Annotated in this window: 26 protein-coding genes and 3 pseudogenes; 13 read left to right on the plus strand and 16 right to left on the minus strand. The window is 63.5% G+C overall.

Going from position 1 to position 24,984, the window contains the following annotated elements; all coding sequences use genetic code 11:
• Positions 1-90: 90 nt before the first annotated feature.
• From JJE66_RS21750 to JJE66_RS21770, 5 genes are all read right to left on the minus strand, one after another.
• Positions 91-1,059 (minus strand): branched-chain amino acid ABC transporter permease, encoded by a 969-nt coding sequence (locus tag JJE66_RS21750; protein WP_200516549.1) that lies wholly within the window; start codon positions 1,057-1,059, stop codon positions 91-93.
• A gap of 1 nt (position 1,060) precedes the next feature.
• Positions 1,061-1,924: a branched-chain amino acid ABC transporter permease gene (locus JJE66_RS21755; RefSeq protein WP_200516550.1), complete on the minus strand. Its 864-nt coding sequence runs from the start codon at positions 1,922-1,924 to the stop codon at positions 1,061-1,063.
• A gap of 89 nt (positions 1,925-2,013) precedes the next feature.
• A complete protein-coding gene (locus JJE66_RS21760; RefSeq protein WP_200516551.1) occupies positions 2,014-3,237 on the minus strand; it encodes an ABC transporter substrate-binding protein in 1,224 nt (407 codons plus the stop codon).
• Positions 3,238-3,270: 33 nt separating this feature from the next.
• Positions 3,271-4,017 carry an ABC transporter ATP-binding protein gene (locus tag JJE66_RS21765; RefSeq protein ID WP_200516552.1) on the minus strand — a complete coding sequence of 249 codons (747 nt, stop codon included), beginning with the start codon at positions 4,015-4,017 and terminating at the stop codon, positions 3,271-3,273.
• Positions 4,010-4,765: an ABC transporter ATP-binding protein gene (locus JJE66_RS21770; protein ID WP_200516553.1), complete on the minus strand. Its 756-nt coding sequence runs from the start codon at positions 4,763-4,765 to the stop codon at positions 4,010-4,012. The genes JJE66_RS21765 and JJE66_RS21770 overlap by 8 nt, the downstream gene beginning before the upstream one ends.
• A gap of 342 nt (positions 4,766-5,107) precedes the next feature.
• Between JJE66_RS21770 and JJE66_RS21775 the strand changes: the two genes are divergently transcribed.
• The gene (locus JJE66_RS21775) at positions 5,108-5,758 is read left to right on the plus strand and encodes a hypothetical protein (protein WP_200516554.1); all 651 of its coding nucleotides are present in this window, start codon (positions 5,108-5,110) and stop codon (positions 5,756-5,758) included.
• A gap of 7 nt (positions 5,759-5,765) precedes the next feature.
• Here JJE66_RS21775 and JJE66_RS21780 read toward each other — a convergent pair whose 3' ends face one another.
• Entirely contained in the window at positions 5,766-6,131 is a 366-nt protein-coding gene (locus tag JJE66_RS21780; protein WP_200516555.1) for an ArsC family reductase, read from the minus strand.
• A 102-nt stretch (positions 6,132-6,233) separates the two neighbouring features.
• On the opposite strand from JJE66_RS21780, the gene JJE66_RS21785 reads away from it, so the two are divergent.
• Positions 6,234-6,605 carry a tRNA-binding protein gene (locus tag JJE66_RS21785; protein ID WP_200516556.1) on the plus strand — a complete coding sequence of 124 codons (372 nt, stop codon included), beginning with the start codon at positions 6,234-6,236 and terminating at the stop codon, positions 6,603-6,605.
• A gap of 2 nt (positions 6,606-6,607) precedes the next feature.
• Here the strand turns inward: JJE66_RS21785 and JJE66_RS21790 are convergent, their stop codons facing one another.
• From JJE66_RS21790 to JJE66_RS21800, 3 genes and pseudogenes are all read right to left on the minus strand, one after another.
• Complete coding sequence (locus tag JJE66_RS21790; protein ID WP_200516557.1) at positions 6,608-7,312, minus strand: glutathione S-transferase family protein; 705 nt, start codon at positions 7,310-7,312, stop codon at positions 6,608-6,610.
• Between the two features lie 63 nt (positions 7,313-7,375).
• Positions 7,376-7,528: pseudogene (locus JJE66_RS21795) on the minus strand (DUF429 domain-containing protein); the annotation flags it as partial.
• A gap of 11 nt (positions 7,529-7,539) precedes the next feature.
• On the minus strand, positions 7,540-8,724 hold the full coding sequence (locus JJE66_RS21800; protein WP_200516558.1) for a serine hydrolase: 1,185 nt from the start codon (positions 8,722-8,724) through the stop codon (positions 7,540-7,542).
• A 246-nt stretch (positions 8,725-8,970) separates the two neighbouring features.
• Between JJE66_RS21800 and JJE66_RS21805 the strand changes: the two genes are divergently transcribed.
• Positions 8,971-9,525 carry a hypothetical protein gene (locus JJE66_RS21805; RefSeq protein ID WP_200516559.1) on the plus strand — a complete coding sequence of 185 codons (555 nt, stop codon included), beginning with the start codon at positions 8,971-8,973 and terminating at the stop codon, positions 9,523-9,525.
• 48 nt (positions 9,526-9,573) lie between these two features.
• Here the strand turns inward: JJE66_RS21805 and JJE66_RS21810 are convergent, their stop codons facing one another.
• The 4 genes from JJE66_RS21810 to JJE66_RS21825 form a co-directional block, all read right to left on the minus strand.
• Positions 9,574-10,266, minus strand: a complete 693-nt coding sequence (locus JJE66_RS21810; RefSeq protein WP_200516560.1) for a GNAT family N-acetyltransferase — start codon at positions 10,264-10,266, stop codon at positions 9,574-9,576.
• A gap of 4 nt (positions 10,267-10,270) precedes the next feature.
• Positions 10,271-10,618 (minus strand): Lin0512 family protein, encoded by a 348-nt coding sequence (locus JJE66_RS21815; protein WP_148770922.1) that lies wholly within the window; start codon positions 10,616-10,618, stop codon positions 10,271-10,273.
• A 24-nt stretch (positions 10,619-10,642) separates the two neighbouring features.
• On the minus strand, positions 10,643-12,469 hold the full coding sequence (locus tag JJE66_RS21820) for a chloride channel protein (protein WP_200516561.1): 1,827 nt from the start codon (positions 12,467-12,469) through the stop codon (positions 10,643-10,645).
• Between the two features lie 108 nt (positions 12,470-12,577).
• The gene (locus JJE66_RS21825; RefSeq protein ID WP_200516562.1) at positions 12,578-14,233 is read right to left on the minus strand and encodes an acetolactate synthase large subunit; all 1,656 of its coding nucleotides are present in this window, start codon (positions 14,231-14,233) and stop codon (positions 12,578-12,580) included.
• Positions 14,234-15,195: 962 nt separating this feature from the next.
• On the opposite strand from JJE66_RS21825, the gene JJE66_RS21830 reads away from it, so the two are divergent.
• From JJE66_RS21830 to JJE66_RS21850, 5 genes and pseudogenes are all read left to right on the plus strand, one after another.
• Entirely contained in the window at positions 15,196-15,498 is a 303-nt protein-coding gene (locus tag JJE66_RS21830; protein ID WP_200516563.1) for a hypothetical protein, read from the plus strand.
• Positions 15,499-15,614: 116 nt separating this feature from the next.
• Positions 15,615-17,357 carry a type I secretion system permease/ATPase gene (locus tag JJE66_RS21835; protein ID WP_246756496.1) on the plus strand — a complete coding sequence of 581 codons (1,743 nt, stop codon included), beginning with the start codon at positions 15,615-15,617 and terminating at the stop codon, positions 17,355-17,357.
• The gene (locus JJE66_RS21840; protein ID WP_200516564.1) at positions 17,354-18,673 is read left to right on the plus strand and encodes an HlyD family type I secretion periplasmic adaptor subunit; all 1,320 of its coding nucleotides are present in this window, start codon (positions 17,354-17,356) and stop codon (positions 18,671-18,673) included. The genes JJE66_RS21835 and JJE66_RS21840 overlap by 4 nt, the downstream gene beginning before the upstream one ends.
• A gap of 10 nt (positions 18,674-18,683) precedes the next feature.
• Positions 18,684-19,613, plus strand: a complete 930-nt coding sequence (locus JJE66_RS21845) for a hypothetical protein (protein WP_200516565.1) — start codon at positions 18,684-18,686, stop codon at positions 19,611-19,613.
• A 104-nt stretch (positions 19,614-19,717) separates the two neighbouring features.
• Positions 19,718-20,017: pseudogene (locus tag JJE66_RS21850) on the plus strand (MarR family winged helix-turn-helix transcriptional regulator); the annotation flags it as partial.
• 159 nt (positions 20,018-20,176) lie between these two features.
• Here the strand turns inward: JJE66_RS21850 and JJE66_RS21855 are convergent.
• Positions 20,177-20,392, minus strand: coding sequence for a hypothetical protein (locus JJE66_RS21855; protein WP_246756497.1), 216 nt, complete (start codon positions 20,390-20,392; stop codon positions 20,177-20,179).
• Between the two features lie 45 nt (positions 20,393-20,437).
• Positions 20,438-21,070, minus strand: a complete 633-nt coding sequence (locus JJE66_RS21860) for a PadR family transcriptional regulator (protein WP_200516566.1) — start codon at positions 21,068-21,070, stop codon at positions 20,438-20,440.
• A 209-nt stretch (positions 21,071-21,279) separates the two neighbouring features.
• Here JJE66_RS21860 and JJE66_RS21865 point away from each other — a divergent pair, with 209 nt between their 5' ends.
• The 5 genes and pseudogenes from JJE66_RS21865 to JJE66_RS21885 all read left to right on the plus strand — a co-directional run bounded on the left by JJE66_RS21865 (position 21,280) and on the right by JJE66_RS21885 (position 23,481).
• Positions 21,280-21,624 (plus strand): MmcQ/YjbR family DNA-binding protein, encoded by a 345-nt coding sequence (locus JJE66_RS21865; protein WP_200516567.1) that lies wholly within the window; start codon positions 21,280-21,282, stop codon positions 21,622-21,624.
• A 108-nt stretch (positions 21,625-21,732) separates the two neighbouring features.
• Positions 21,733-21,834 (plus strand): annotated as a pseudogene (locus JJE66_RS21870) (4-oxalocrotonate tautomerase); the annotation flags it as partial.
• 111 nt (positions 21,835-21,945) lie between these two features.
• Entirely contained in the window at positions 21,946-22,098 is a 153-nt protein-coding gene (locus JJE66_RS21875; RefSeq protein WP_200516568.1) for a hypothetical protein, read from the plus strand.
• A gap of 67 nt (positions 22,099-22,165) precedes the next feature.
• The gene (locus JJE66_RS21880) at positions 22,166-23,038 is read left to right on the plus strand and encodes a GNAT family N-acetyltransferase (protein ID WP_200516569.1); all 873 of its coding nucleotides are present in this window, start codon (positions 22,166-22,168) and stop codon (positions 23,036-23,038) included.
• Between the two features lie 56 nt (positions 23,039-23,094).
• Complete coding sequence (locus tag JJE66_RS21885; RefSeq protein ID WP_200516570.1) at positions 23,095-23,481, plus strand: ester cyclase; 387 nt, start codon at positions 23,095-23,097, stop codon at positions 23,479-23,481.
• Between the two features lie 24 nt (positions 23,482-23,505).
• Here the strand turns inward: JJE66_RS21885 and JJE66_RS21890 are convergent, their stop codons facing one another.
• Entirely contained in the window at positions 23,506-24,726 is a 1,221-nt protein-coding gene (locus JJE66_RS21890) for an MFS transporter (protein WP_200516571.1), read from the minus strand.
• Between the last annotated feature and the right edge of the window lie 258 nt (positions 24,727-24,984).

Here is a 24,984-nt window from a genome sequence, read left to right on the forward strand (position 1 = left end):
TTTTCGCCCGCGCGGGTGTCATCTGACGCCAGTGGCGCCGGATCGTCCACCGCTTTCAGTCGTCGGCTGAATCGAAGCCAGATCAATCGCTTAGAGTGACCGCCGGAAGTAATGCGCAAATTCGCCGACCACGCCGCGGCGGAACGTAAGCACGCAGATCACAAAGATCGAGCCCTGGATCACCGTCACCCACTGGCCAAAGCCCGCCAGATATTGCTGCATGGCAATGATCGCGAAGGCGCCGACCACGGGACCGAAAATGGTGCCGAGACCACCGACCAGCGTCATCAGCACGACCTCGCCCGACATCGACCAGTGCACATCGGTCAGCGAGGCATTCTGGGCCACGAACACTTTCAGCGCGCCGGCGAAGCCTGCCAGCGTCCCCGACAAGACAAACGCCAGGAACTTATACTGGTCGGTCCGGTAGCCCAGCGAGATCGCGCGCGGCTCGTTCTCGCGGATCGACTTCAGCACCTCGCCGAACGGCGAGTTGATGATGCGGTAGATCAGCAGGAAACCCGCGAGGAAACCGACCAGCACGACGTAATAGAGGACGGTCGGCTTCGACAGGTCGAGTACGCCGAACATGTGTCCCTGCGGAATGCCCTGGATGCCGTCCTCGCCATGGGTGAATGGCGCCTGGAGGTAAATGAAGTACAGGAGCTGCGACAGCGCCAGCGTGATCATCGAGAAATAGATGCCCTGGCGGCGGATCGAGATGTAGCCGGTGACGAGCGACAGCACGAAGGCAGCCGCGATTCCGACGAGGATGCCGAGTTCAGGCGGGAGTGCCCATACTTTCAGCGCGTGCGCGCTGCAATAGCCGGCGGTGCCCATGAACATCGCGTGGCCGAACGACAGCAGGCCGCCATAGCCGATCAGAAGATTGAAGGCACAGGCGAGCAACGCGAAGCACAGCGCCTGCATCACGAAGAAGGGGTAGATGCCACTGAATGGCACCGAGGCCAGCAGCAGCGCCATCACCACGAACACGATCATCTCGTCGCGAATGGCGCGCGGGCTCACCGGCAGCGTGTCGTCCGTCAAGGCTGTCATATCAGGCTGCCCTTCCCGTCAATCCCGTTGGCTTCACCAAGAGCACCAGCACCATCAGCACGAACACGACGGTGTTGGAGGCCTCGGGGTAGAAATATTTGGTCAGGCCCTCGATCACGCCAAGTGCAAAACCGGTGATGATCGATCCCATGATCGATCCCATGCCGCCGATCACCACCACCGCGAACACGACGATGATGAGGTCGGCGCCCATCAACGGCCGGACCTGGTTGATCGGCGCCGAAAGCACGCCGGCGAGTGCAGCGAGGCCGACGCCGAGGCCGTAGGTCAGCGTGATCATGCGCGGCACGTTGATGCCGAAGGCACGCACCAGCGTCGGGTTTTCAGTGGCGGCGCGGAGATAGGCGCCGAGCCGCGTCTTCTCGATCAGGAACCAGGTCGCAATGCACACCACCAGCGAGAAGATGACGACCCAGGCGCGATAGATCGGCAGGAACATGAAGCCGAGGTTCATGCCGCCCTTGAGCTGATCCGGAATCGCGTAAGGCATGCCGGAAGAGCCAAAATAATTTTGGAACACGCCCTGCACGATCAGCGCGATGCCGAAGGTCAGGAGCAGGCCGTAGAGATGGTCGAGCCCGGTCAGCCATTGCAGCATGGTCCGCTCCAGGATCATGCCGAAGATGCCAACGATGATCGGCGCGAACAGCAGCGCCCACCAGTAATTGATGCCGCCGAGGTTCAGCAGGAAATAGGCGACGAAGGCCCCCATCATGTAGAGCGCGCCATGGGCGAAATTGATGATGTTGAGCATGCCGAAGATCACGGCGAGCCCGAGACTGAGCAGCGCGTAGAACGAGCCGTTGATCAGTCCCACCAGTAGCTGAGCAAAAAGAGCCTGCATCGATCCGGTACCCGGTCCCCGTTGTTTCGTTCGGCCTTGCTTGAAGAGCCCGCCGGCGGCCCACGACCGCGGACGGGCATGTTCGATGTCTATTTCTTCGCCAGCGGACAGGCACTTTCCGAAAGCGGCCTGAACGCCTTGTCTGCCGGGGTCGTGCCAATCAGCTTGTAGTAGTCCCAGGGCCCTTTTGATTCCGAAGGCTTCTTCACTTCAAACAGGTACGCGGGATGCAGCGCACGGCCGTTCGGCTCGATGCTGCCCTTGCCGAACAACGGATCGTCGGTCGGCATCTCCTTCATTTTCGCGACGACCTTGGCGCCGTCGTGCGGATTTCCGCCAAGGGCCTCGACCGCCTTGATATAATGCAGCAAGCCTGAATAGACGCCCGCCTGGACCATGGTCGGCATCGCCTTGTTCTTCATGCGCTCGGCGAACCGCTTCGAAAACGCGCGGGTCTGATCGTTCTCATCCCAATAGAATGTCGAACTCAGATTAAGGCCTTGCGCGACATTGAGGCCGAGCGAGTGAACGTCGGTAAGAAACAGCAGCAGGCCCGCCAGCTTCTGACCGCCCTTGACGATGCCGAATTCCGCGGCCTGCTTGATCGTGTTGGAGGTGTCACCGCCGGCATTCGCCATGCCGATGATCTTCGCCTTGGAGGCCTGGGCCTGCAGCAGGAAAGAGGAGAAATCGGCGTTGTTCAAGGGGACCTTGACGTCTCCCAGAACCTTGCCCCCCGACGCCGTGACGACTGCGGCGGTGTCGCGCTCGAGAGCGTGACCGAAGGCATAGTCGGCCGTGATGAAAAACCAGGTATCGCCGCCGGCCTTCACCAATGCCTGTCCTGTGCTGTGCGCCAGCATGTAGGTGTCATAGGTCCAGTGCACCGTATTGGGCGTGCACTGCGCGTTGGTGAGATCGGACGTCGCCGCGCCCGAATTGATCATGACCGAATTCTTTTCCTTCACGACGTTGTTCACGGCCAGCGCTACGCCGGAGTTCAGCACGTCCATGAAGACGTCGACCTTTTCGACGTCGATCCACTGCCGCGCGATTGCGGTCGCCACGTCGGGCTTGTTCTGATGGTCGGCGGAGATCAGGTCGAGCTTCCAGCCCTTCGCGGCAAGCCCGGAATCCTCGATAGCCATCTGGGCAGCCACAGTCGAGCCGGGACCGCCAAGGTCGGCATAGAGTCCCGAATTGTCGGTGAGCACGCCGATCTTGATGGTCTTGTCCTGTGCGAAGGCTACGCCAGCGGTGGTCACGGCCAACGCCGTGCCGAGCAAAAACGACGCAATCAATTTTGTCTTCATGCTATTTCCCCCATGAATCCTCTTGTGGCCGTCCTAGACGCCGAGATAGGTGTGGAGCTTGTCCATGTTGGCGGCAAGCTCCGAGTTCGAAAATCCGTCAATGATCTTGCCGTGCTCGACCACATAATAACGGTCGGCCACGGTGGATGCGAACCGGAAGTTCTGCTCGACCAAAAGGATCGTAAAGCCCTCTTTCTTCAGCCGCGCAATGGTGTGACCGATCTGCTGGATGATCACCGGGGCGAGACCCTCGGTCGGCTCGTCCAGCATCAGGAAGCTGGCACCGGTGCGCAGGATGCGCGCGATCGCCAGCATCTGCTGCTCGCCGCCGGACAGCTTGGTGCCTTGGCTGTTGAGCCGTTCCTTCAGGTTCGGAAACAGGTCGAAGATCTGCTCGAGCGGCAGTCCCCCTGCCCGCACCACCGGCGGCAGCAAGAGATTCTCCCGCACGTCGAGGCTGGAGAAGATTCCACGCTCCTCCGGGCAGAACGCGATACCCATCCGCGCGATCTTGTCGGAGGTCGTGCGGATGATCTCCTGATCGTTGAATCTGATCGAGCCGGCACGCTTGCCGATGATACCCATGATCGACTTCAGCGTGGTCGTCTTGCCGGCGCCGTTGCGCCCGAGCAGCGTGACGACCTCGCCCGCATTCACGTCGAAGTCGATCCCGTGCAGGATGTGGGACTCGCCGTACCAGGCTTCGAGGTTGCGGACCTGGAGAATGTTGCCTCCGGTCGCGGCCTTCGCCGGAGCATCGGCCATTGCAGTCTCAGGCATGACCGGCTCCCAGATAGGCTTCCTTGACGCGCTCGTCCTTGGTGAGCTCGGTGTAATGGCCCTGCGCAAGCACCTGCCCGCGCGTCAGCACGGTGATGATGTCGGACAGATTGGCCACGACGCTCAGATTATGCTCGACCATCAGGATGGTGTATTTCGCCGAGATGCGCTTGATCAGCGCCGCGATCTTATCGATGTCCTCGTGACCCATGCCGGCCATCGGCTCGTCCAGAAGCATCATCTCCGGATCGAGCGCGAGCGTGGTCGCGATCTCGAGCGCGCGCTTGCGCCCATAGGGCATTTCGACCGCCGGCGTATTGGCGAACTCGCTGAGGCCGACATCGTTCAACAAGTCACGGGCGCGATCGTTGAAGCGATTCAGCACAGACTTCGAGCGCCAGAAATCGAACGAACTGCCGTGCTGGCGCTGGAGCGCGACACGAACGTTTTCCAGAGCGGTCATGTGCGGAAACACCGCCGAGATCTGGAACGAACGCACCAGCCCCAAGCGCGCGACGTCGGCCGGCGCCATCGCGGTGATGTCCTGCCCCTTGTACAGGATTTTTCCGGCAGACGGTTTGAGGAACTTGGTCAGAAGATTGAAACACGTCGTCTTGCCGGCCCCGTTCGGGCCGATCAACGCGTGGATACTCCCACGGCGCACCTTGAGCGCAACGTCGCGGACGGCGAAGAAACCCGCGAACTCCTTGGTCAAGCCTTCCGTTTCGAGAATGAACTCATCGGCCAAACAGATTTCCCCCCGCCCGCGCGAACCGCGCGTGGCTGTCCTTGTTACTTCGGCTTTCCGGAGGCCTTGGAGCCTTCCCGGAACGCCGCCTCCGGGCGCGGAATATGCCGGAGGTGACGGGGGTTAGGCAAGGCGGAAAGCTGAGCAGGTCAGGCCTCCGGCCGGGAGGCTTATGCTCCCTTAGTTGGAGGTTTTGTGACGTCGCGCCTGCCGGCCTCCCGGTTCGCAAGACACCGGTCATCAAGCCGTCGTTAACGATCTTTGGTCCCGCGCGCCAGCCTTCATCAAAAATTTTCCCGCAGGCCCGATCATGCGCGGGTTTCATTCGCCGGGAATATTGTTTTGGATTTCACCAGCGCCGCTCCCTCCATCGTCAAATCGATTAAGCAACGCGATCTCCTGAACACATGGCTGCGACTTTATGCGCGCCAACAGGTTGCGCCGGCGATCTGGGAGTATCAGCCCGCGCGGCTCGAGGAAGAGCAGTCCGATCTCATCTACTACACGGTGGACAATTCGCCGCCGACGCCGCGTCTGACCATCCAGAGCGAAGGCACGCGCATCTCGCGCGCCTACGGCCATACCGGCAAGGGGATCCTGCTCGACGACTATGTCGGGCCGCGGCTCGCACCCTTCGTGATGCCGGTCTATCATGAATGCGTGGCACGCGGGCTTCCGGTCTATAGCGTTGCCGACGTCGACGACATCTACGGCCGCATCGTCGCCTATGAACGGCTGCTGCTGCCTTTCCTGACCGACGACAAGGTCAGCCACGTCATCGCATCGCTCAAGACCTTCTGCGAGGACGGCGGCTTCGAGATCAAAAATCTGCTGCGCGGAAATGACGCGCTGCCGCGGCCGAAACTGCGAACGGTGATCGACCGCGACCTGTTTCACCGCGCCCCGGGCCGGATCGCGGCCGCTGACGTCGTCGAATTCTCCGATCAGTCCGGTGGTCCCGGCGTCACCGCCGAGATCATCGAGCTGAACTAGCTCTTGACTAGCTCTTGCGCAATTTGGCGCCGACTTCCTTGTCGTAGATGTCCGGCTTGAAGCCGACCAGCAGCTTGCCGCCGATTTCGAGCACCGGACGCTTGATCATCGATGGTTGCGCTAGCATTAGCGCCAGCGCCTTCTTTTCCGTCAGGCCATCCTTGTCGGCTTCGGGCAGCTTCTTGAAGGTGGTGCCGGCGCGATTGAGCAGCGTCTCCCAGCCGAGCTTGTCGCTCCATTGCTTGAGCTTGTCCTTCTCCACGCCCGCAGCCTTGTAGTCGTGGAACTCGTAGGCGACGCCGTGGGTGTCGAGCCAGGCGCGAGCCTTCTTCATGGTGTCGCAGTTCTTGATGCCGTAGATGATGTTGGGCAAGACGGTCCTCGTGCGTCGTGACGTGCTGCGGCGTTGTACGAAACTCCGCTTCGCGCGACAACATTGCCAGCCACGGTTTGACATCTCCCGAACGGACACGCCATGCACGTCACCCACGATCCCGCAGCATCCGCCTCACCGACCATCGACTTCAACACGTTCCTCGCGGTCGATATCCGCGTCGGCACCATCGTGGATGCCAAACCGTTTCCGGAAGCGCGCAAGCCGGCGTGGCGGCTGTGGATCGACTTCGGCCCGACCATCGGCGTACGCAAGAGCTCGGCGCAGATCACCGAAAACCATCCGCTCGAGACGCTGGTGGGACAGCAGGTCGCCGCCGTGGTCAATTTTCCGCCGCGCCAGATCGGACCGGTCGTCTCCGAGGTGCTGACGCTCGGCTTCCCCGATGCCGACGGCAAGGTCGTGCTGCTGCAGCCGAGCAAGCCGGTGCCGAACGGCGGGCGGCTGTTCTAGCCTCACGGCCGCTTCGGAATGTTGAGCCCGCTCTGCACAGCCGGACGCGCAAGCCCGCGTTCGAGCCAGCCCGCGACCGACTTGAACTGGCTGAATTCGACGAGATCGCCGGCGCCGTAGAAGCCGACGAGATTGCGCACCCAGCCGAGCATCGAGATGTCGGCGATGGTGTAGTCGTCATCCATGAACCATTGCCGGCCGGAAAGATGCGTCTCCATCACGCCAAGCAGGCGCTTGGCCTCGCCCACATAGCGCTCGAGCGGACGCTTGTCCTCAAAGTCCTTGCCGGCGAATTTGTGGAAGAAGCCGACCTGGCCGAACATCGGTCCGATGCCGCCCATCTGGAAATGCACCCACTGGACAGTCTGGTAGCGGCGGGCGGCATCCAGCGGCAAAAGCTTGCCGGTCTTCTCCGCGAGATATTGCAGCATCGCCCCGGACTCGAACAGCGGCAGCGGCTTGCCGCCGGGGCCATTGGGGTCAAGCATCGCCGGAATCTTGCCGTTCGGATTGAGCGAAAGGAATTCCGCCGTCTTCTGATCGTCCTTGCCGAAGTCAACGAGATGGACCTCGTAAGGCAGCCCGATCTCCTCCAGCATGATGGAAACCTTGACGCCGTTCGGCGTCGGCAGGGAATAGAGCTGGAGCAACTCCGGATGCTTGGCCGGCCAGCGCTTGGTGATGGGAAAGGCGGAGAGATCGGACATCGGAACCTTCGATCTGCTGTTGAGGCGCATCTAATCTAGGTGAGGACTAGTATGACGCAACCTTCAATAATTGATCTCCATGCGCAATCCGCGTGGATCGACCTCCTCACCTCCAACGCGCTGCGAGCTGTCGCGCACCGCGATCGCACAGGCACGGGCGCGGATGAGATCGTCGCGACCAATGCCGGTGCCGTGGCGCTGCGTCAGATAGTTTGGCACGCTCGCGATCAGCCTCCAACCGCCCGATAGGCGAGGCGCTTGAACTCGAAGAAGAACGGATTCCAGAATCCCATGTAGCGCTGGCTCATCAGCACGCCGGCGGTATCGGCCTGCGGGCAAATCCACCAATGGGTGCCGGCAAGCCCGCCCCACTGGAATTCTCCGATCGAGTTGGGGGGATCAAAGGGCGTCGGCGCGAAGGTGACGGCGCCGCCGAGGCCAAAGCCCTTGCCGGGGATCGGCCCGAGATTGGCGAAGCGGATGGTCTGCCCGGCGGGCAGCTGGTTCGTCATCATCTGCCGCAGCGTGTCCGGCTTCAGCAGCGCATCCGACCCGGGCAACAGCGCGCGCATCAACGCGAGCATGTCCGGCAAGGTCGAGACCAGACCGCCGCCGCCCGACAGCCGCGGCAGCGGCCGCAGGTAGGCTTGCGGGTAAGGCAGATTGTCGGCCCGTGTCAGGCCCGGTTTCATTGGATCGAGCACGTCGGCACCATGATAGAGCGCAACCAGCCTGCCCTGCTGCGCTTCAGGCACGTCGAACCCGGTGTCGGTCATGCCGAGCGGATCGAAGATCCGCGCCTTGAGGAACGCATCGAGCCTTTCGCCGGAGACGACCTCCACCGCACGGCCGAGCACGTCGGTTGCAACCGAATATTCCCAGCTCGTGCCGGGATGATAGGACAGGGGTAGCTCAGCGAGTTGGTCGATCATGTCGGTCAGCGGCGTCAGCGGATTGAGCACGCGCGCGTCGTTGTAGCCTTTGAATAACACCGAGCCGGGATCGAAGACGCCGTAGCTCAGGCCAGAGGTATGGGTCAACAACTGCCGAATCGTGATCGGGCTTTTCGCCGGCTCGACGTCAGCGAGGGTCGAAGCACCCGGCTTCAGCACCTTGCGATGGCCGAGCTGCGGCAGGACTTTCTCGATTGTGTCATCGAGCCCAATGCGGCCCTCTTCGACCAGCAACATGATCGCACAGGTGACGAAGATCTTGGTGTCGGAGAAAGCGCGAAAGATATGGTCCGGCCGCAGCGTCGTCTTCGCCTCGCGATCGGCAAAGCCGACGCATTGCCGGTCGACGACCTCACGCCCGCGCAGCACGGCCCAGGACACGCCGGGGATGATCTCCTGATCGACGTAGCGCTGCATCGCCGTCCGCGCAGCGGAAAAATCTGGTGTTCTCGCGTCCATGAATTGGTCCCTCCCCGAATTGGTTGAAATGGATGTAACGACGAATCGATCGCAGGGAAGCCCGCCCCCGCAGCGACCCGGCTGGGCTCAGCTCGCCGGCATTTATGTTTCGGCGCGTGTTTATCCCGGCGAGAGCAACAGAGCGCAAACCGTTGCAATCCTTGCGGCAAGACCTCATTAATCGCGCGACCTTTAGCCTCGCACCCATGTTCAGCGTATCTTCAATCTCACCATGGGTGACCCGCAATGACCTCGATCTCTGCAACCTCGACCAGTTCTTATTCTTCCCCACTCGACCTCCTTAAGAGCGAGCTCACCAAGGAAGTCTCGGCCGGCACCATCAGCTCCAGCGACCAATCCGCGCTCTCGTCCGCGCTCGATGACATCGATTCCTCGCTCAAGAGCGGCGCATCGAGCTCGAGCTCCACGTCGGCGCCCTCGTCTGGCGACATGCAGTCCAAGATCGACGACCTCATCAACGGCGAGGTCTCGAGCGGCAAGCTGACCAGCAGCCAGGCGAGCGAGCTGAAGAACGTGTTCTCCAACACCTTCTCCGGCAGCGCCGGCGGACCACCCCCGCCGCCGGATGGCAGCAGCGACTCATCGAGCGCGAGCAGCACGGACTCAACCTCTTCGTCCGATTCCTCGTCCAGTGCGTCCTCGTCGACCAACGCGGACCTGATGAAGGAGCTGATCTCGCTGCTCCAGAGTGCAACCAGCCAGTCGACGTCCTACAGCTCCAGCGGCAACAGTTCGTCTTCGTCCGCGTCGAGCTCGCTGCTCGTCGACTACAAGACCTGAATGTCATGGCCCGCTGAATGCCTTGGCCCGGCGTACACCGCCGGGCCGTCATTCCTGCTTCGTGAACGCCGTGACGTGCAGGCGACGGCGGATACGCATGCCCTGCCGCTGGTATAGTGCGATCGCAGACGCGTTGCTGGAAAACACGTGCAGGAACGGGATTTCGCCGCGCGCCTCGATCTGGCGCGCGACTGCCGCGAGCAGCGCCTGCGCATAGCCGCGCCCGCGATGTTCGGGATGAACGCAGACGGCCGTCATCTCGACGAAATGTCCCGGCTTCATCCGCTCGCCGGCCATCGCGACCAGCTCGCCGCCGGCGCGAATGCCGAGGAATGTACCGAGTTCGTGCGTCCGCGTGGCGAACGGTCCGGGCTTGGTCAATGCCGTCAGCGCCATCATCGCGGCAACGTCGGCGGTCTCCAACCTGACGATTTCGGCGTCGCGAAGCGGACTATCGGCGGGCGAGCCCATCATCTGCTCGCCGGTCTCCGCCAGCACCACCTTGAAGCCGGCGGGAACGACGACCGGCTCCGGCGTGAACAGCGCCGCAACCTGCGAACCCGACATGAGATCACCGAGCGCGGCGAAACTCGCTTCGGACATGTCGACCATGTCGGCAAACGGTGTCATGTCCACGGGATAGCGCAGCGCGCGCGGCCCGCCTTGCGCCAGATGCTTCTGGCTCGTCGTCAGCGCGCTCCAGATCGGATGATCCAGCAGCCGAAAATCGCTGTCGGACACCGGTCTAGTCCTTATCGAAGCTGACGATGACAGCGGCGTTGGCGATGAGGATGGGGTCGTTGGCCTGCTCCGTGGCCGAGGGAATCTCCAGCCCGCCCTTGACCGCGTTGACGGTCACGGTGCCGTAGGGTAGCTCCTTGGCAACCGCTTCCTTGTCGACAGCCTCGGGATTCGGCACGCCGATCGTGACATCGACGAACATGTCGTTGGCGGTCTTGTCGATCATTCGGAAGAAACCGAGGCTCGAGTGCCGGATCGCATCCGACACGGCACGCTTCGCCGCCTTGGTGGCGTCCCTGCCGTGAACGTCGACGCCCATGCCCATCTCGGTGATACAGCGAACGCGAGTCATGTCCATTCCTGCCGGTGGTTGAGTTCAGAGGGGCTGACCTTCCGCGATCCGCGCCTCCGGCACAAGCGCCTTTTCGCGCAGGAAATAAGCGTTGCGGTCCTCCTCCTGCGCGTTCACGACCGCGCGAATTCGCAGCAAATCCTTGCGCGCGACCAGGCCGACCACGCGATGGCTGGCGCGATCGACCACCGGCAGCCGCCCGAGATCGGAAGCGACCATGAGATCGGCGACCCGCCCCAGCACGTCATCGGGATGCGCGACCACGGCCGATGTATCCGACACCACGTCATCGAGCGTCGCCGCCTGATGATCGCCTTCGGTGCGCCAGCGCAGCACGTCGGCGCGGGTCACCATGCCGCTCAGCCGTCCATCGGCAGCGACGACGGGATAGGATTTGTGGCGGCGCTGATCCGAGGTGAAGAAAGCCACCGCCGCGTCGATGGGCATGTCGACCGGCAACGTGTCGACGTTCGTGACCATGACATCGACCGTACGCATCAACTCGAACGGATCGATCGCGTATTCGCGTGTGATGTGCTGGCCACGGCGCGCGATCTTCTCGGTCAGGATCGAACGCTTGAGCAACAGCACTGTGACGGCATGCGCCGCGCCGGTCGCCGCCAGCAGCGGCAGCAGCATGTCGATATTGCCGGTCAGCTCGATGGCGAACATCACGCCGGTCAGCGGCGAGCGCATCGTGCCACCCATCATCGCGGCCATGCCGACCAGCGCCCAGAATGATGCGCCACCCGGCAGCACCAGTCCCTCCAACCAGCCAGCCGTGCCGCCGAGAATCAGCAGCGGCGCCAGCACGCCGCCCGACGTGCCGGAACTCAGCGCGATCACCCAGATCGCGGACTTCACCAGTAAGAGCCGGATCACCTCGTCGCGCACCATGTGGCCGGACAAGAGATCGGCGATGACATCATAGCCGACGCCGAGCGCACGGGGATCGATGAGCCCACCGAGGCCAACGACGAGGCCGCCGAGCATCGGCCACCACATCCAGTGTACCGGCAGATGGTCGAACAAATCTTCGATCACGTAGAGCAGCCGCGTCATCAGCCCTGATTGCAGTCCGGCGATGATGCCGACGCCGATCGCAGCCGCAAGGCCCCACCAGGGCAGGTCCGGCCGCTCCGCGAACGGAAACAACGGTCCTGTCCCGAACAGCAGCGGGCGCCACGCCGCCGAGATCACCGCCGCCGTCACCACGGGCAGGAAGCTGCGCGGCTTCCATTCGAACAGCAGCAACTCGACCGCGAGCAGGACCGCTGCGATCGGCGTGCCGAAGATCGCCGTCATGCCGGCGGCCGCGCCCGCGACCAGCAGCGTCTTGCGCTCGGCCGCGGTGAGATGGAAGCACTGGGCGAAGATCGATCCGATCGCGCCGCCCGTCATGATGATCGGTCCCTCGGCGCCGAATGGTCCGCCGCTTCCGATCGACACCGCCGAGGACAGCGGCTTCAGGATCGCGACCTTCGGCTGCATCCGGCTGCCCCCGATCAGGATCGCCTCGATCGCCTCGGGAATGCCGTGTCCGCGTATCTTTTCCGACCCGAACCGCGCCATCAACCCGACCACAAGACCGCCGAGTGCAGGCGCGAGCACCATCCACGTCCCCGGATGGGCATTCGCCAGCGAAACATTCGCGGTGCTGAGATGGCCGAACCAGACCAGATTGGTGACTAGCGCGATCAGCTTCAACAGCACCCAGGCGGCCCCGGCGCCGAGGCTACCGACCAGCAGCGCCATGCCGATCAGGACCAGCACACGGCGGTCAGCGGTAAAATCTCCGGGCTTGCCGCGAGGACGCGGGAGGCCGCCGGTCAAGTCGGGGGTCTGGCGCATGGATAACTCTTTTCGGGAGGATTCTTCGCGCCTGCAATATATCGTGTTACGATATATATCAAGGAATGGCTGGTATGATCGTCCCGGCAATGTTTCGAGAATTTTCTTCTATTTTTGCCGCGCCCGCAGCTCATCGACCAGCACGCGCACATTCTCCGAATAGTCGATAGGGATCACGACCAGATGCACGCCGCCCTCCTTGAAGGCGGCGTCGAGCGTCGGGGCAAAGCCGTCGATGCTCTCGATGCGATGCCCCTTGGCGCCATAGGCGTTCGCGTACATGACGAAGTCGGGATTGCCGAAGGTCATGCCGTAATCGGCAAAATGGTCGACGGCCTGCTTCCAGCGGATCATGCCGTAGGCGTGGTCTTCCAGCACCAGCACGACCAAATTGAGCTTGAGGCGGACGGCAGTCTCCATCTCCTGGCTGTTCATCATGAAGCCGCCGTCGCCGGCGATCGCGAGCACGCGGCGGTCAGGATAGAGCATCGCGGCCATCATCGCCGATGGCAGGCCTGCACCCATCGTCGCCAGCGCATTGTCGAGCAGCAGCGTGTTGGCGACGCGGGTGCGGTAGTTGCGTGCGAACCAGATCTTGTACATGCCGTTGTCGAGCGCGACGATGCCGTTCTCGGGGATGACCTGGCGGATGTCGTGCACGATGCGCTGCGGCGTCGGCGGCCAGCGCGCCTCGGTGGCGCGGTCGACGATACGCCTGAGGATTTCCTCCCGTAGCGGCAACAGCGCCGCCGCCTGCGGCAGCTTGCCTTCGAGCCGGTCGGCCAGAAGCTCCAGGCTCGGGCCGACGTCGCCGACCACTTCGGCGTCTGGAAAGTAGACCTGCTCGACACTGGCCGAAGTGTAGCTGACGTGAATCACCTTCGGCCCCGACGGACCCATGATGAAGGGCGGCTTCTCGATCGGATCATGGCCGATCGCCACGATCAAATCGGCGGCGTCGATGGCATCGTGCACATAGTCGCGCTCGGACAGCGCCGCGGTGCCCATATAGAGATTGGTGCCGCCGGGCACGGTGCCCTTGCCCATCTGCGTGGTGAAGAACGGAATGCCGGTCCGTCGCACGAAGCTTGCGATGCCGTGGGTCGAGCGCGGCCGGCTGGTCGCTGCGCCCATCATCACCAGCGGGCGCTTTGCGGCCAAAATCATCTCGGCGGCACGATCGAGCGCGGCGCGGTGCGCGACGGGGATCTCGATCGGATGGATGTGAATCACGGGGGCGGCCGGCACCTCGTCGCCCGCGATGTCTTCGGGCAGTTCGAGATGCACCGGTCCCGGCCGCTCCTCCATCGCCACGCGAAAGGCATCGCGCACCACGGTGGGGATCGAGGAGGCGCTGATGATCTGCCGCGACAATTTCGTCAGCGGCTTCATGGTCGCGACCACGTCCACGATCTGGAAGCGCGCCTGCCGGCTGCTCATGATCGGCTTCTGCCCGGTGATCAGGATCATCGGCATCGCGCCGAGATGCGCATAGGCGGCACCCGTGGACAGATTGAGCGCACCGGGGCCGAGCGTCGACAGGCAGACGCCGGGCTTGCCGGTCAACCGGCCATGGGTCGCGGCCATGAAGGCGGCGGCCTGCTCGTGGCGGGTCAGGATCAGCTGAATTTTCGAAGTGCGGAGCGATTCGACGAGGTCGAGGTTTTCTTCGCCGGGGACACCGAAAATGCGATCAACGCCTTCGTTCTCCAGCGCCGCGACGAACAGGTCCGATCCTTTGACTTTATGGTCCCGCTCGCTCATGTCGCCTCCGCTTGCTGCTGGCTCCCGTGTTCCAGGGGCGGGCACATGGTAGCGGCTAGCGGCGCGGACACAACTCACAAAGAGGCGCACAGCTGCATCAACGCCGTCATTGCGAGCGCAGCGAAGCAATCCAGAGTCTTTCCGCGGACGCATTTCTCGATTGCTTCGCTGCGCTCGCAATGACGGAGCAAGCAGACACGCCTTCACATCCTCGCGGCTTGTCTCGCCCGAGCTTTGCTCGGTCGGCTCACCCTCAATTGAAAGAGGGCACAGGGAAGACCGGGTGCTGGCTGGCACCCGCGGTCCACTGTGCGATGGTTGCGCTACAAGAATCTGCACAGCAGCATACAGGTGAAGCCGAGACATCCGGCCTTCCCTGCGCAGTGGTCTTACGGCTTATGTCGCGCTCTCCCCGGGGAGCAATGCACTATTGCCCCCGTCGGTCTCGCAGATGACTGATACGAGGGCCCGATTGAGCCACACGCATCACCACGAGCCTTGACGCACAGACTCCGGGCGTCAGGACCACACGATTTTGCCGCACGCAGATCATACCGGTCGTGCGCGCGACACATCCGCTCACGGTTGCCCGCCCTGCGATTGCTTGTCGCGCCGATGTTGCCTGCGTCCACCACCATCCGGCCCGCGTTCGTGACGATCGCGATACGCCCCTCTTTCGTGGGCCGGAGTGAGCGACACATACGCCGCTTCCGAATTTCGGTAAAGTGGAATATTTTGACGGCCGGCATCGACCAAGGCGTGGTGTGTTTTGCCTGTCGGGCAACGCAAGATCTCGTGGCTCAACCTAGTCAACCGCACTGCCTCTCCCGCGCCCGAAGTTCCTCGCCCAATAAATCAGCACGAAATGGCCGCATGTGAGTCCGCAACCTTTCGGCGCCGCGTGACTTCTTGGGCAGCGACTCTTCTGTCGCGATCTCAACTGCCAACCCAAAGGAGTTCACATGGCTCTTCTCGGAAACCTGCTCGGCACGGTCGATGGTCTGCTTGGAACAGCAACGGGTGCGCTGTCAGGCAGCGCCAATGCAGGTGGAAATGCGACGGCCGGCGCCAGCGGCTCGGTCGATTTGTCGCATACGCTCGATGTCGGAGCGCTGATCGAAACCAACCCCAGCATCGACGTCTCTACGTCGGGCCTTGCGGGAACCGGTGGCATCGATGCCTCGATCTCCGCACCGACGGCGGTCGGCCTCAGCGCGGATGTCGGTCATCTCGACGTCGGTGGCCTCCTCCATGGGCTGGTCTGAGCCGATTTTCGGATGACAAACAAATATGTGGCGTGGGGCGGTCTGCCCCACGTCACCCTTCGCGTAAGCCGCCAGCATCCCGGCGCAGATTCCTTCGATCCCTTGAGGACATCCAGATGGCGGCAGCCCTTTCGATGGTCGCAGACGAGGCGGCAGAGCCGCCGTATCGGCATGGCGACGACGTCCGCGATGCATTGCTAAAACTCTGGCCGCATTTCCTCTGGGCCGGACTGTTCTCAAGCGCGATCAACCTGCTCTATCTCTCCTCGCCGCTCTATCTGATGCAGGTCTACAATCGCGTCCTGCTTAACGAAAACATCGCCACCCTTGTCCTACTCACCCTCATCCTCGCCATTGCGCTCCTGACCATGGCCGGGCTCGACGCGGTGCGCGCCTGGATCCTGATCCGCTGCGGCATCCGGCTCGACATGGAGCTGTCGACGCGCGTGTTCGAGGCGCTAGTCGTGCGATCGGCCGAGCGCGGCGCTTCGCGAGGCGCGCAGCAATTGCGCGATCTCGACCAGTTCCGCACCTTCGTCACCGGGTCCGGGATCTATTTCGCGTTTGACCTGCCCTGGATTCCGATCTACCTGCTGCTGTTGTTCTTCATCCATCCTCTGCTCGGCCTCGTCGCCACCATCGGCGCGCTGCTTCTGCTCGGACTCGCGGGCGTGAACGAAGTGCTGACCCGCTCGCCGATGAAGCAGGCCGAATCCTCCGGCAACCAGTCCTACGTCTTCACCGAGAATGTCCTGCGCCATGCCGACGTGATCCGCGCCATGGGCATGCAGCCAGCGATCGAGCGCAACTGGCAGAGCCAGCGCTCGGCGATGCTGGTGCAGCAGGCAATCGCCAGCGACAAGAACGCGGTGATGACGTCGTCGATCCGCTTCTTCCGCCTGCTGCTGCAGTCCCTGATGCTCGGCACCGGCGCGTGGCTCGCGATCGATCACGCCATTACGCCTGCAACGATTTTCGCCGCCAGCATCGTCATGGGCCGCGCGCTGGTTCCGGTCGAGCAGGCGGTCGGCACCTGGAAGCAGTTCATCGGCGCGCGCGATTCCTACACAGAGGTGCGCAACCTGCTCGCGACCGTGGACCTGACCGTGCCGCAGACCATCGTGCCGAAGCAGCGCAATACGGTCGAGGTGCGCGAGCTGGTCTGCGAATTGCCGTCGCGGCCCGAGCCAGTGCTGAAAGGTCTGTCCTTCGAGCTCGCCGGCGGTCAGGCGCTAGGCATCGTCGGGCCGAGCGGTTCAGGCAAGAGCACGCTGGCACGCCTCCTGGTCGGCGCGATGGCGCCCGCCGCCGGGCGCTTGCGCTTCGGCGGCCTCGACTACAATCATTGGGACCCCGTCGAACTCGGCCGTCATGTCGGCTACCTCCCGCAGGATGTCGGCCTGTTCGCCGGCACCGTCCGTGAAAACATCGCGCGCTTCGGCGACGCCTCGACCAACGAGATCATCGACGCCGCGATCCGCGCCGGCATCCACGACATGGTGCTGGATCTGCCCCGACAATACGACACACGGCTCGGCGTCGGTGGGGTCGGTCTCTCAGGTGGACAGCGCCAGCGTCTCGGCCTGGCACGTGCTTTGCTCGGCCGCCCACCGCTGCTCGTGCTCGACGAGCCCAACGCCAATCTCGACGCACCCGGCGAGGAGGCGCTGAAGGCTGCACTGCTCGAGGCCAAGGCCGGTGGCGCCGCCGTCATCGTCATCACCCATCGTACCACGATCCTCGACATCGTCGACGTCATGATGGTGATCCGTAACGGCATGCTCGACATGCTGGGGCCGCCCGGCGAGGTCTATCAGGCCTTGCAGCAGCAGGCAGCTGCGCGGGCGGCCGCATCGTGAGCACCGTAACCTATATCGCCGACCGCGAGCGCGCTTACTATGCGCGGCCGGGACGTCCGGCGCTGGTCGGCGCCATCGTAGTCGGCGCGTTCGCCTCGGCGATGACGCTGTGGGGCACCCTGGCGCCAATCTCGGGGGCGGCGATTGCCAGCGGCAACCTCCAGGTCGAAGGCCGGCGCCAGAGCGTGCAGCATCCCTATGGCGGCGTCATCCGCCAGCTTCTTGTGCGCGACGGCGCCCATGTCGAGAAGGGACAACTGCTACTCGTGCTCGACGACAGCGATCCGCGCGCCAAGCTCGAAGTGCTGGTCGCCGATCGCGATGCCGCCCGGGCGGCGGAGGCACGGCTGATGGCCGAGCGCGACCACCATGCCACGCCGGACTTTGGCATCGATCCCAAGGATGCAAAGCCCGCTTTGCGCCAGGCGATGGCGAACGAGACCGCGATGATGGCCGCGCGAAAACACCAGTTCGACGCGGAGACATCCGTGCTCAAGGGCAAGATCGCCGAGCTGAATGCCCAGATCGGTGGCACGCAGGCGCAGCTCACCGGCACTGAAAAGCAACGCGAGCTCCTGACCGACGAGATGAACGGCGCGCAGCATCTGTACGAACAGGGCTATACGCCGAAGACGCGGATCCTGGCGCTGCAGCGCGAGGACGCCAAGCTCCAGGCCGATATCGGCGCGCAGCGCGCCACCATCGCCGGAATGCAGCAGCAGATTTCGCAGAATGACGCGGAGATCGCCAAGGCCGAGCGCGCCCGGATGAGCGAGATCACCGATCAGCTCCGCACCACCGAGAACAAGCTCGCGGAACTCGCCCCGAAGGTCGACGCCGCAACCGATGTCGTAACGCGCACACAGATCCGGGCGCCCGCGACCGGCTCGGTGGTCGGGCTCGACGTTTTCACCGAAGGCGGCGTGATCCAGCCGGGCGCGAAGCTGATGGATATTGTGCCGTCGGACAATCCGCTGATCGTCGATGCGCAACTCAAGCTGTCCGACATCAACGACGTCGCCGTCGGCCGCCGCGCCGAGATCCGGCTGACCGGCGTCAACTATATTGAGCGGCCCCGCCTTTACGGCACCATACGAACGGTCTCGGCCGACCGTGTCACCAACGACAGGGCCAGCGGCCCCGGCTATTACGTGGTTGAGGTCTCGCTGGAGCCGGACGACGTCAAGAAGTCGCGCATCGAACTGCAATCGGGCATGCCGGCCGAGGTGATCGTGCCGACGCGGCCGCGCACGCTATTCGAATATCTGTTCGGTCCGCTGCGCGACGAGCTGACCCGTGCCTTTCGCGAACGCTGAGGAGGAGCCAATGGCTGCATCCGAGCAGAACAACCGCCGCGCCGAAAAGGCGGAGATCGCCCGCCACATCACGACGGAAGAGACGATTGCGTTCATGACCGCGCTGGTCGCCTTCCTGAAGGAGGCCGAAGCCGCCGGGCATCACGGTGGCCACGATGCGCAGCCGCCGCCGTTCGACCAGCCACCCCCGCCGGCGCATGCCACCGATCCAGCGGCCGCCGAGGTAACACCAGGCGATCACTTGCCCGACTCGGGCGATCAGCATGCCGACGTGAGCGTGCCGCCGACGAGTGAGACCTCGACGACGCTTCATGTGGATGGGACTGGTGGCGACGTCTCGCATGCCAATGGAGATACCGATCTCGCTGCTATCAGGGACGGCCCGGTCAACACGACCGTCCCAATTGACAGCCACGCTCCCGTCGCGTCCGACCATGCCCCAGAAGCCGCTGGCGCCTCCACTCATGCCGACATCGCGACGTTTGCGTCCGTCGATCCGTTATCCTCGCTGCACGATCTCGGCAGCACGATTACGAACTTCGTCGACACCTCGCTGTCCGCCGTTTCGCACACGCTCGACAGCCTGAGCACGACGGTGTCGCAGCTGACATCCACGGTGGCCGGAACGATCGGCCAACTCACCGACAGCGTCACTGGCCTTTTCGGCGGCCTGCTGCATTCCGTTGGAAGCGATGTGCATGAGGCCTCCTCCCCCGATTTGTTCAACGCGCTGGTCACGGATATCGTCAGCACGCCACTGGCGTCGCCCCATGACAGCGCGGCGACGCACGTCGATATCAGCGGCCTCGACACCGCCGGCGCGGTGCCGATGGCGGCGCTGCCGCCGGTAACGCTGCATCTTGGCTTTCTCGGCCAACCGACTGATGGCCACGATCTGCACGACGGCGCGTTCTCGGCGCTCGGCGTGCATCATTTTTAATTGTCGCGTAACGCGGCGTCGGATGCTCCCGCAGCGGCCCCGCTGCTGACGCTCGTGACGTGAGATGAATTGACCAGCTCGCATTATCTGACTGAAGTCAGACAATGCTTGATCCCGTCTCCCGCGTCCGCCGCTTCAACCGTGCCGTGACCTCCGCGGTAGGCGCGCTCGACAGCTCATTACTTGAGCGCGGCCGGCCGCTTGGCGCGGCGCGCGTGCTCAATGCGATCGGACAGGGGCGCTCCGAGGTCCGCGAGGTCCGCGACTATCTCGGCCTCGATTCCGGGCTGATGAGCCGGCTGTTGCGCAGCCTGGAAGGTGAAGGCCTGATCGAGACCAATGCGCATGAGGACGATGCGCGCCGCCGCGTGGCAAAACTGACGCGCGCGGGCCGGCCGGCGTTCGTGACGATCGCGATACGCCCTCTTCCTTGGGCCGGGGTGAGGCAACACATATGCCGATTCCGAATTTCTGTAAAGTGGAATATCTTCGGCAAAGCGTATTGACTGACGGTTTGGGTGTCTTGCCCATCAGGCAACGCAAGGCGTTGTGGGCGGAGGTTCTCATTTCACCTTGAGGCTGAGCTCCGTGCCGCCCTTGAGCGGCAGCGCCATCGAGAGGAAGCCGTTCCGGGATGGATCGAGCAGCCCTGCTCGGCATGGGCGTGAGGGTCGCGGCTGCCAGAGAAGCCGCGCGGGCCGTTGCCGCGCGCCTTGCAGGCGCGCGATCACGGCGTTGACACGCGGATCTTGAATCGGGCTGTGTTGCAGATCAGTCATGTCTTGCTTCCCTTGCGTCACTTGTCCTGCGTCGCCTGTTCTGCGTCACTTGCCGAGGATTTCCGCCGCCGCGCGCTCCAAGATACCGGCGATGCGACGCGCCTCGGCGGAATCGCTGCCGTGCTTGGAACGCAATGCCCGCTTGAGGCTGTGGCGGGCGCGGTGCAACTCGTCCGAGGCATCGGCATCGAGATCGCTGACGCCGGCGAAGGCCTCGCGCACCTCGTCCATGCGGCGTCCGATCCGCGACAACGCCTGGAGGATCGCATCGGCGGTCGCGCGCTGCTCGGCCAGATAGGCCTCGCCCTGCGGCGTGATGCTGTAGAGCTTGCGGCCGCCATCCTGCTCGACGCTCGCGTGGCCGACCTCTTCGAGATAGGTCAGCGCCGGATAGATCACGCCGGGGCTCGGCGTATAAAATCCCTCCGAGCGCTCCTCGATGATCTTGATCAGCTCGTAGCCATGCACTGGCTTTTCGACCAGCAGTGCCAGGATCACGAGCTGGAGATCCTGCGAGGACAGCCGACGTGCGCCCGGAAAGTCGTCGCCGCCGCGCCCGAAAAAGCCATGCCCGCCGCGGCCAAAGCGAGGCCGGCCACCGTGCCGGCCCATGGCAAAAGCGAAGTGGAAATCCCGGTCGTCTCGGCCATGCCGGCCCTGGTGTTTGTCACGAAACATATCTTACGTCTCCTCTGTAGATATATCGTAAGATACGTTTTGAGATATAGAACGCAAGGCGCAAATCGAGTTTTTTATCTGAGGGCTTGTTTTTGCAGCAAAATCAGTGGCTAACCCGCCCCGGCGTCATTGCGATCACAGACGGCAGCTTATAGGTCTCGTCGCAGATCAATCGACCCGTTCACTCCGCGGCCTCGCATTGCAATCGCATGCCTCCCAAAGCCTTTGAGGCCCGTTGCCTGCGCCTGCCCGCCGCCGCCAAGGTGGTGCAGTGGCAGGGCACCTCCGTGTTCAAGGTCGGTGGCAAGATGTTCGCGCTCAGCGGCGGCTTTGCCGCGGGCTACATGTTCAAGACCGCGGACATGGCCTATGCGATGCTGATCGAGCACGGCGTCGCCCGGCCCGCGCCCTATCTCGCGCGGGCCAAATGGGTGCAGCTCGTCAGCAACAATTCGTTGCCGGATACCGAGCTCACGGCCTATCTCGCGCAGGCCCACGCCCTGATTGTGGCAAAGCTGACGCGGAAAGCGCGCAAGGAGCTTGGGCTCGGCTAGAGCTTCGCTTCGGCAAAGATGCGGCCAATCCAGTCCAGGAAGACGCAGCCGCAGCCGCAGCGTCAGCTGGCGGTTCTGCGGATAGAGCGCCGACAACGGCGTCGGCGACGTTCCCACACGATGGCGCTGATCGAGGAAGTGCCCGACGGCGGCTATGGCCGCGCCGATGAAGTGTTCGTGATCCCCGCGGCGTATCGGGCGAAGGAGTGAGGTGGCGCGCCCACTCTCCACAACGTGATGAGATGATCATCATCCTTCCACTGGCGCAGTGTTGCACCGCAACTAACTCGGAGGAAAGTCCAGTCACGATGGAGACTTTCCATGACACGGTCCAGCAATGCATCCACGAAGACCCATCGCTACGAGCTCGTCCACGGCGAAGGCGCCGATTTTGTCGCCTACCAGCGCCGCCGTGAGGACGGGCTCTGGGAGACTTTCGCAACGTGGATGATTCCGCGCGCGGTCTGCAACTAATCGCGGCCGGACAGGCCGCAATCCCGAAGCGATTGACGGCAGATTTATATCTGACTAAAGTCAGATAATGCTCGACCCCGTCTCCCGCGTTCGCCGCTTCAACCGTGCCGTGACCTCCGCCGTCGGTGCGCTCGACACCTCGTTTCTTGGACGCGGCCGGCCGCTGGGAGCGGCGCGCGTGCTCAATGCGATCGGACACGGGCGCTCCGAAGTTGGCGAGATCCGCGACTATCTCGGGCTCGATTCCGGGCTGATGAGCCGGTTGTTGCGGGGCCTGGAAGATGAAGGCCTGATCGAAACCAATGCGCATGGAGACGATGCGCGCCGCCGCGTGGCAAAACTGACGCGCGCGGGCCGGCGCGAATTTGCGGCCTACGAGGCCCTGTCGAACGCCCAGGCCGAGGGCTTTCTCGTCCGCAATGCGCAAGGCGAGGCGCTGCTGGCGGCGATGGATCTGATTGCGTCCGCGCTGACGCGCGAGCGCATCGCGCGCACCGAAACGGATCCGCAAAGCGACGAGGCGCGCTATTGCCTCGGGGAATATTACGCCGAGCTCGGCCGCCGCTTCGAACAGGGTTTTGACGTCTCGCTGTCGCGCGATCCCGACGCCAAGGACATGCGCCGGCCGTGCGGCACGTTCATCGTGGCGATGTCGGACACACTGCCGATCGGCTGCGTCGGCCTGAAGGGAACGGATCACGGTTATGCCGAGATCAAGCGGCTGTGGGTCGCACCATCGGCGCGCGGATTGGGGCTCGGCCGGCGCCTGATGGATGCGGCCGAAGATGCCGCACGCGAACTCGGCATCGCTCTGTTGCGGCTCGACACCAACAGCGCGCTCGCCGAAGCCGGCCAGCTCTACCGCAGCACGGGCTGGACCGAGATCCCGCGCTTCAACGACGACCCCTACCCGGATCTGTTCTTCGAAAAACGCTTGTGAGCGGCGCGGCGATCCCCCTGCTCCAGCGTTAAGCTCGGAGCTGCAGGAGTATCGCCATGACGCCAGCCGAACTCGCCCACATCTATCGCGACTACATCGCCTGCCTGAATCTGCAGGATTGGCCTGAGCTCGGTCAATTCGTGCATGATGACGTCGCCCACAATGCGCGGTCGCTCGGACTGACCGGCTATCGCGCGATGCTGGAGCGGGATTTTCGCGAGATTCCGGACCTCCATTTCAAGATTGAGCTGCTGGTCTCCGAGCCGCCGCATATTGCCAGCCGGCTGAAATTCGATTGCGCGCCTGTAGGGCTGTTCCTTGGACTTGCGGTCAACGGAAAGCGCGTGTCTTTCTGCGAGAACGTGTTCTACGAGTTCCGCGGCGGAAAGATCCGGCAGGTGTGGTCGGCCATCGACAAGGCGGCGATCGAGGCGCAGCTTTAGCTGCTGCGCCTCGGACAAGCCTATTCACGCCGCCACCGGCGCCGGCTCGCCCTGCGGCTTCGGGAACGGGCGGAAATTCATCGCCATCAGGAACGCGCCGAGGCCCATCGCCCAGGAGCCTATATAGAGCCAAGCATAGCTGGAGAACGCGTCATAGATCAGGCCGCCGGCCAGCGGGCCGGTCGCCATGCCGAGGCTGCCGGCCATCGCGGTGCCGCCGATCATGGTGCCCATCATCCGCAGCGGAAAGTTTTCGCGGATGATCACCGCATAGAGCGGCATGGTCCCGGCATAGATGAAGCCGAAGATGGCCGCGACCGCGTAGAAAGTCGTGAGCTGATGGGCGAAGACATAAGCGAGCGCGCCGAAGGCTTGCGCGAGCAGGCCCGAGACGAGCACGCGCTTGGCGCCGAAACGATCGCCCATCAGACCGAAGGCAATGCGGCCGCCGAGACCCGCAAGGCCTTCGACACTGTAGATCGTCACCGCCGCGATCAGCGGGATGCCGCAGCTCACGGCATAGCTGACGGTGTGGATGATCGGGCCGGAATGGGTGGCGCAGCAGAAGAAGTTCGTGGCGAGCAGGATCAGGAATTGCGGCGAGCGCAGCGCTTCGCCCCTCGACATCTCGACCCGTGGCGCGCCTGCATTTGACGGCGCGGCCGGCGGATGCGCGAGCGCCGGCGGGCGACGGACCAGGAGCGCGACCGGGATCATGATGGCGCCGACCACCAGCGCCACGATCTGCATCGCGGTGCGCCAGTCATGGTTGGACACCAGCCAGGCCGCGAGCGGCGCCATCGTCATCGGCGCAACCCCCATGCCGGCCGACACCAGCGACACCGCGAGGCCGCGATGGGTGTCGAACCAGCCGGTGACCGTCGCCATCATCGGCGCGAAGATCGCCGCGCAGGAGGCGCCGACCAGGAGGCCAAAGACGAACTGGAACACGATCAGCGAGGTCGCATGGCTCGCGGCGAACAGGCTGAGCGACAGCACGATCGATCCCGTCAGCACCACCGGCAGCGGCCCGAACTTATCCGTCAGCGTTCCCCACGCCATGCTGGTCAAGGCCATCGCCAGGAAGCCGATCGTCATCGCGCCGGAGATGCCGGTCACCGACCAGCCGGTGTCCTTGGCGATCGGCTGAAGGAACACCGGCAGCGAAAACATGCCGCCGATGGCGACGCAGCCGAGCAGGCCGCCGGCGGCGACGATCACCCAGCGATAAGAGGAAGCGGTCATTTTTGTCTCCCGTCAGGTCTGTCTGGGTGGAAGACGAATGGGAACGGCGAAAGCAGACAGGTCTTGCGCTATTTTTTAAGGCAGGCTTATGCAACCCGCCAACAAAATGTCGAAAACAACCCCATGCACAGTAGCCGGCCGCAGCGGGATCAATGACTTACGATGCACGTCGCTTGAGATGCCAAACCGTCAAGATTCCGAGCCGCGATTTGACACGTCGGGCAAAACACCGGCACGATGTCACCATCCCGCCAACCC

The organism is Bradyrhizobium diazoefficiens, from assembly GCF_016612535.1.
GTDB classification, from domain to species: Bacteria; Pseudomonadota; Alphaproteobacteria; order Rhizobiales; family Xanthobacteraceae; genus Bradyrhizobium; species Bradyrhizobium diazoefficiens_C.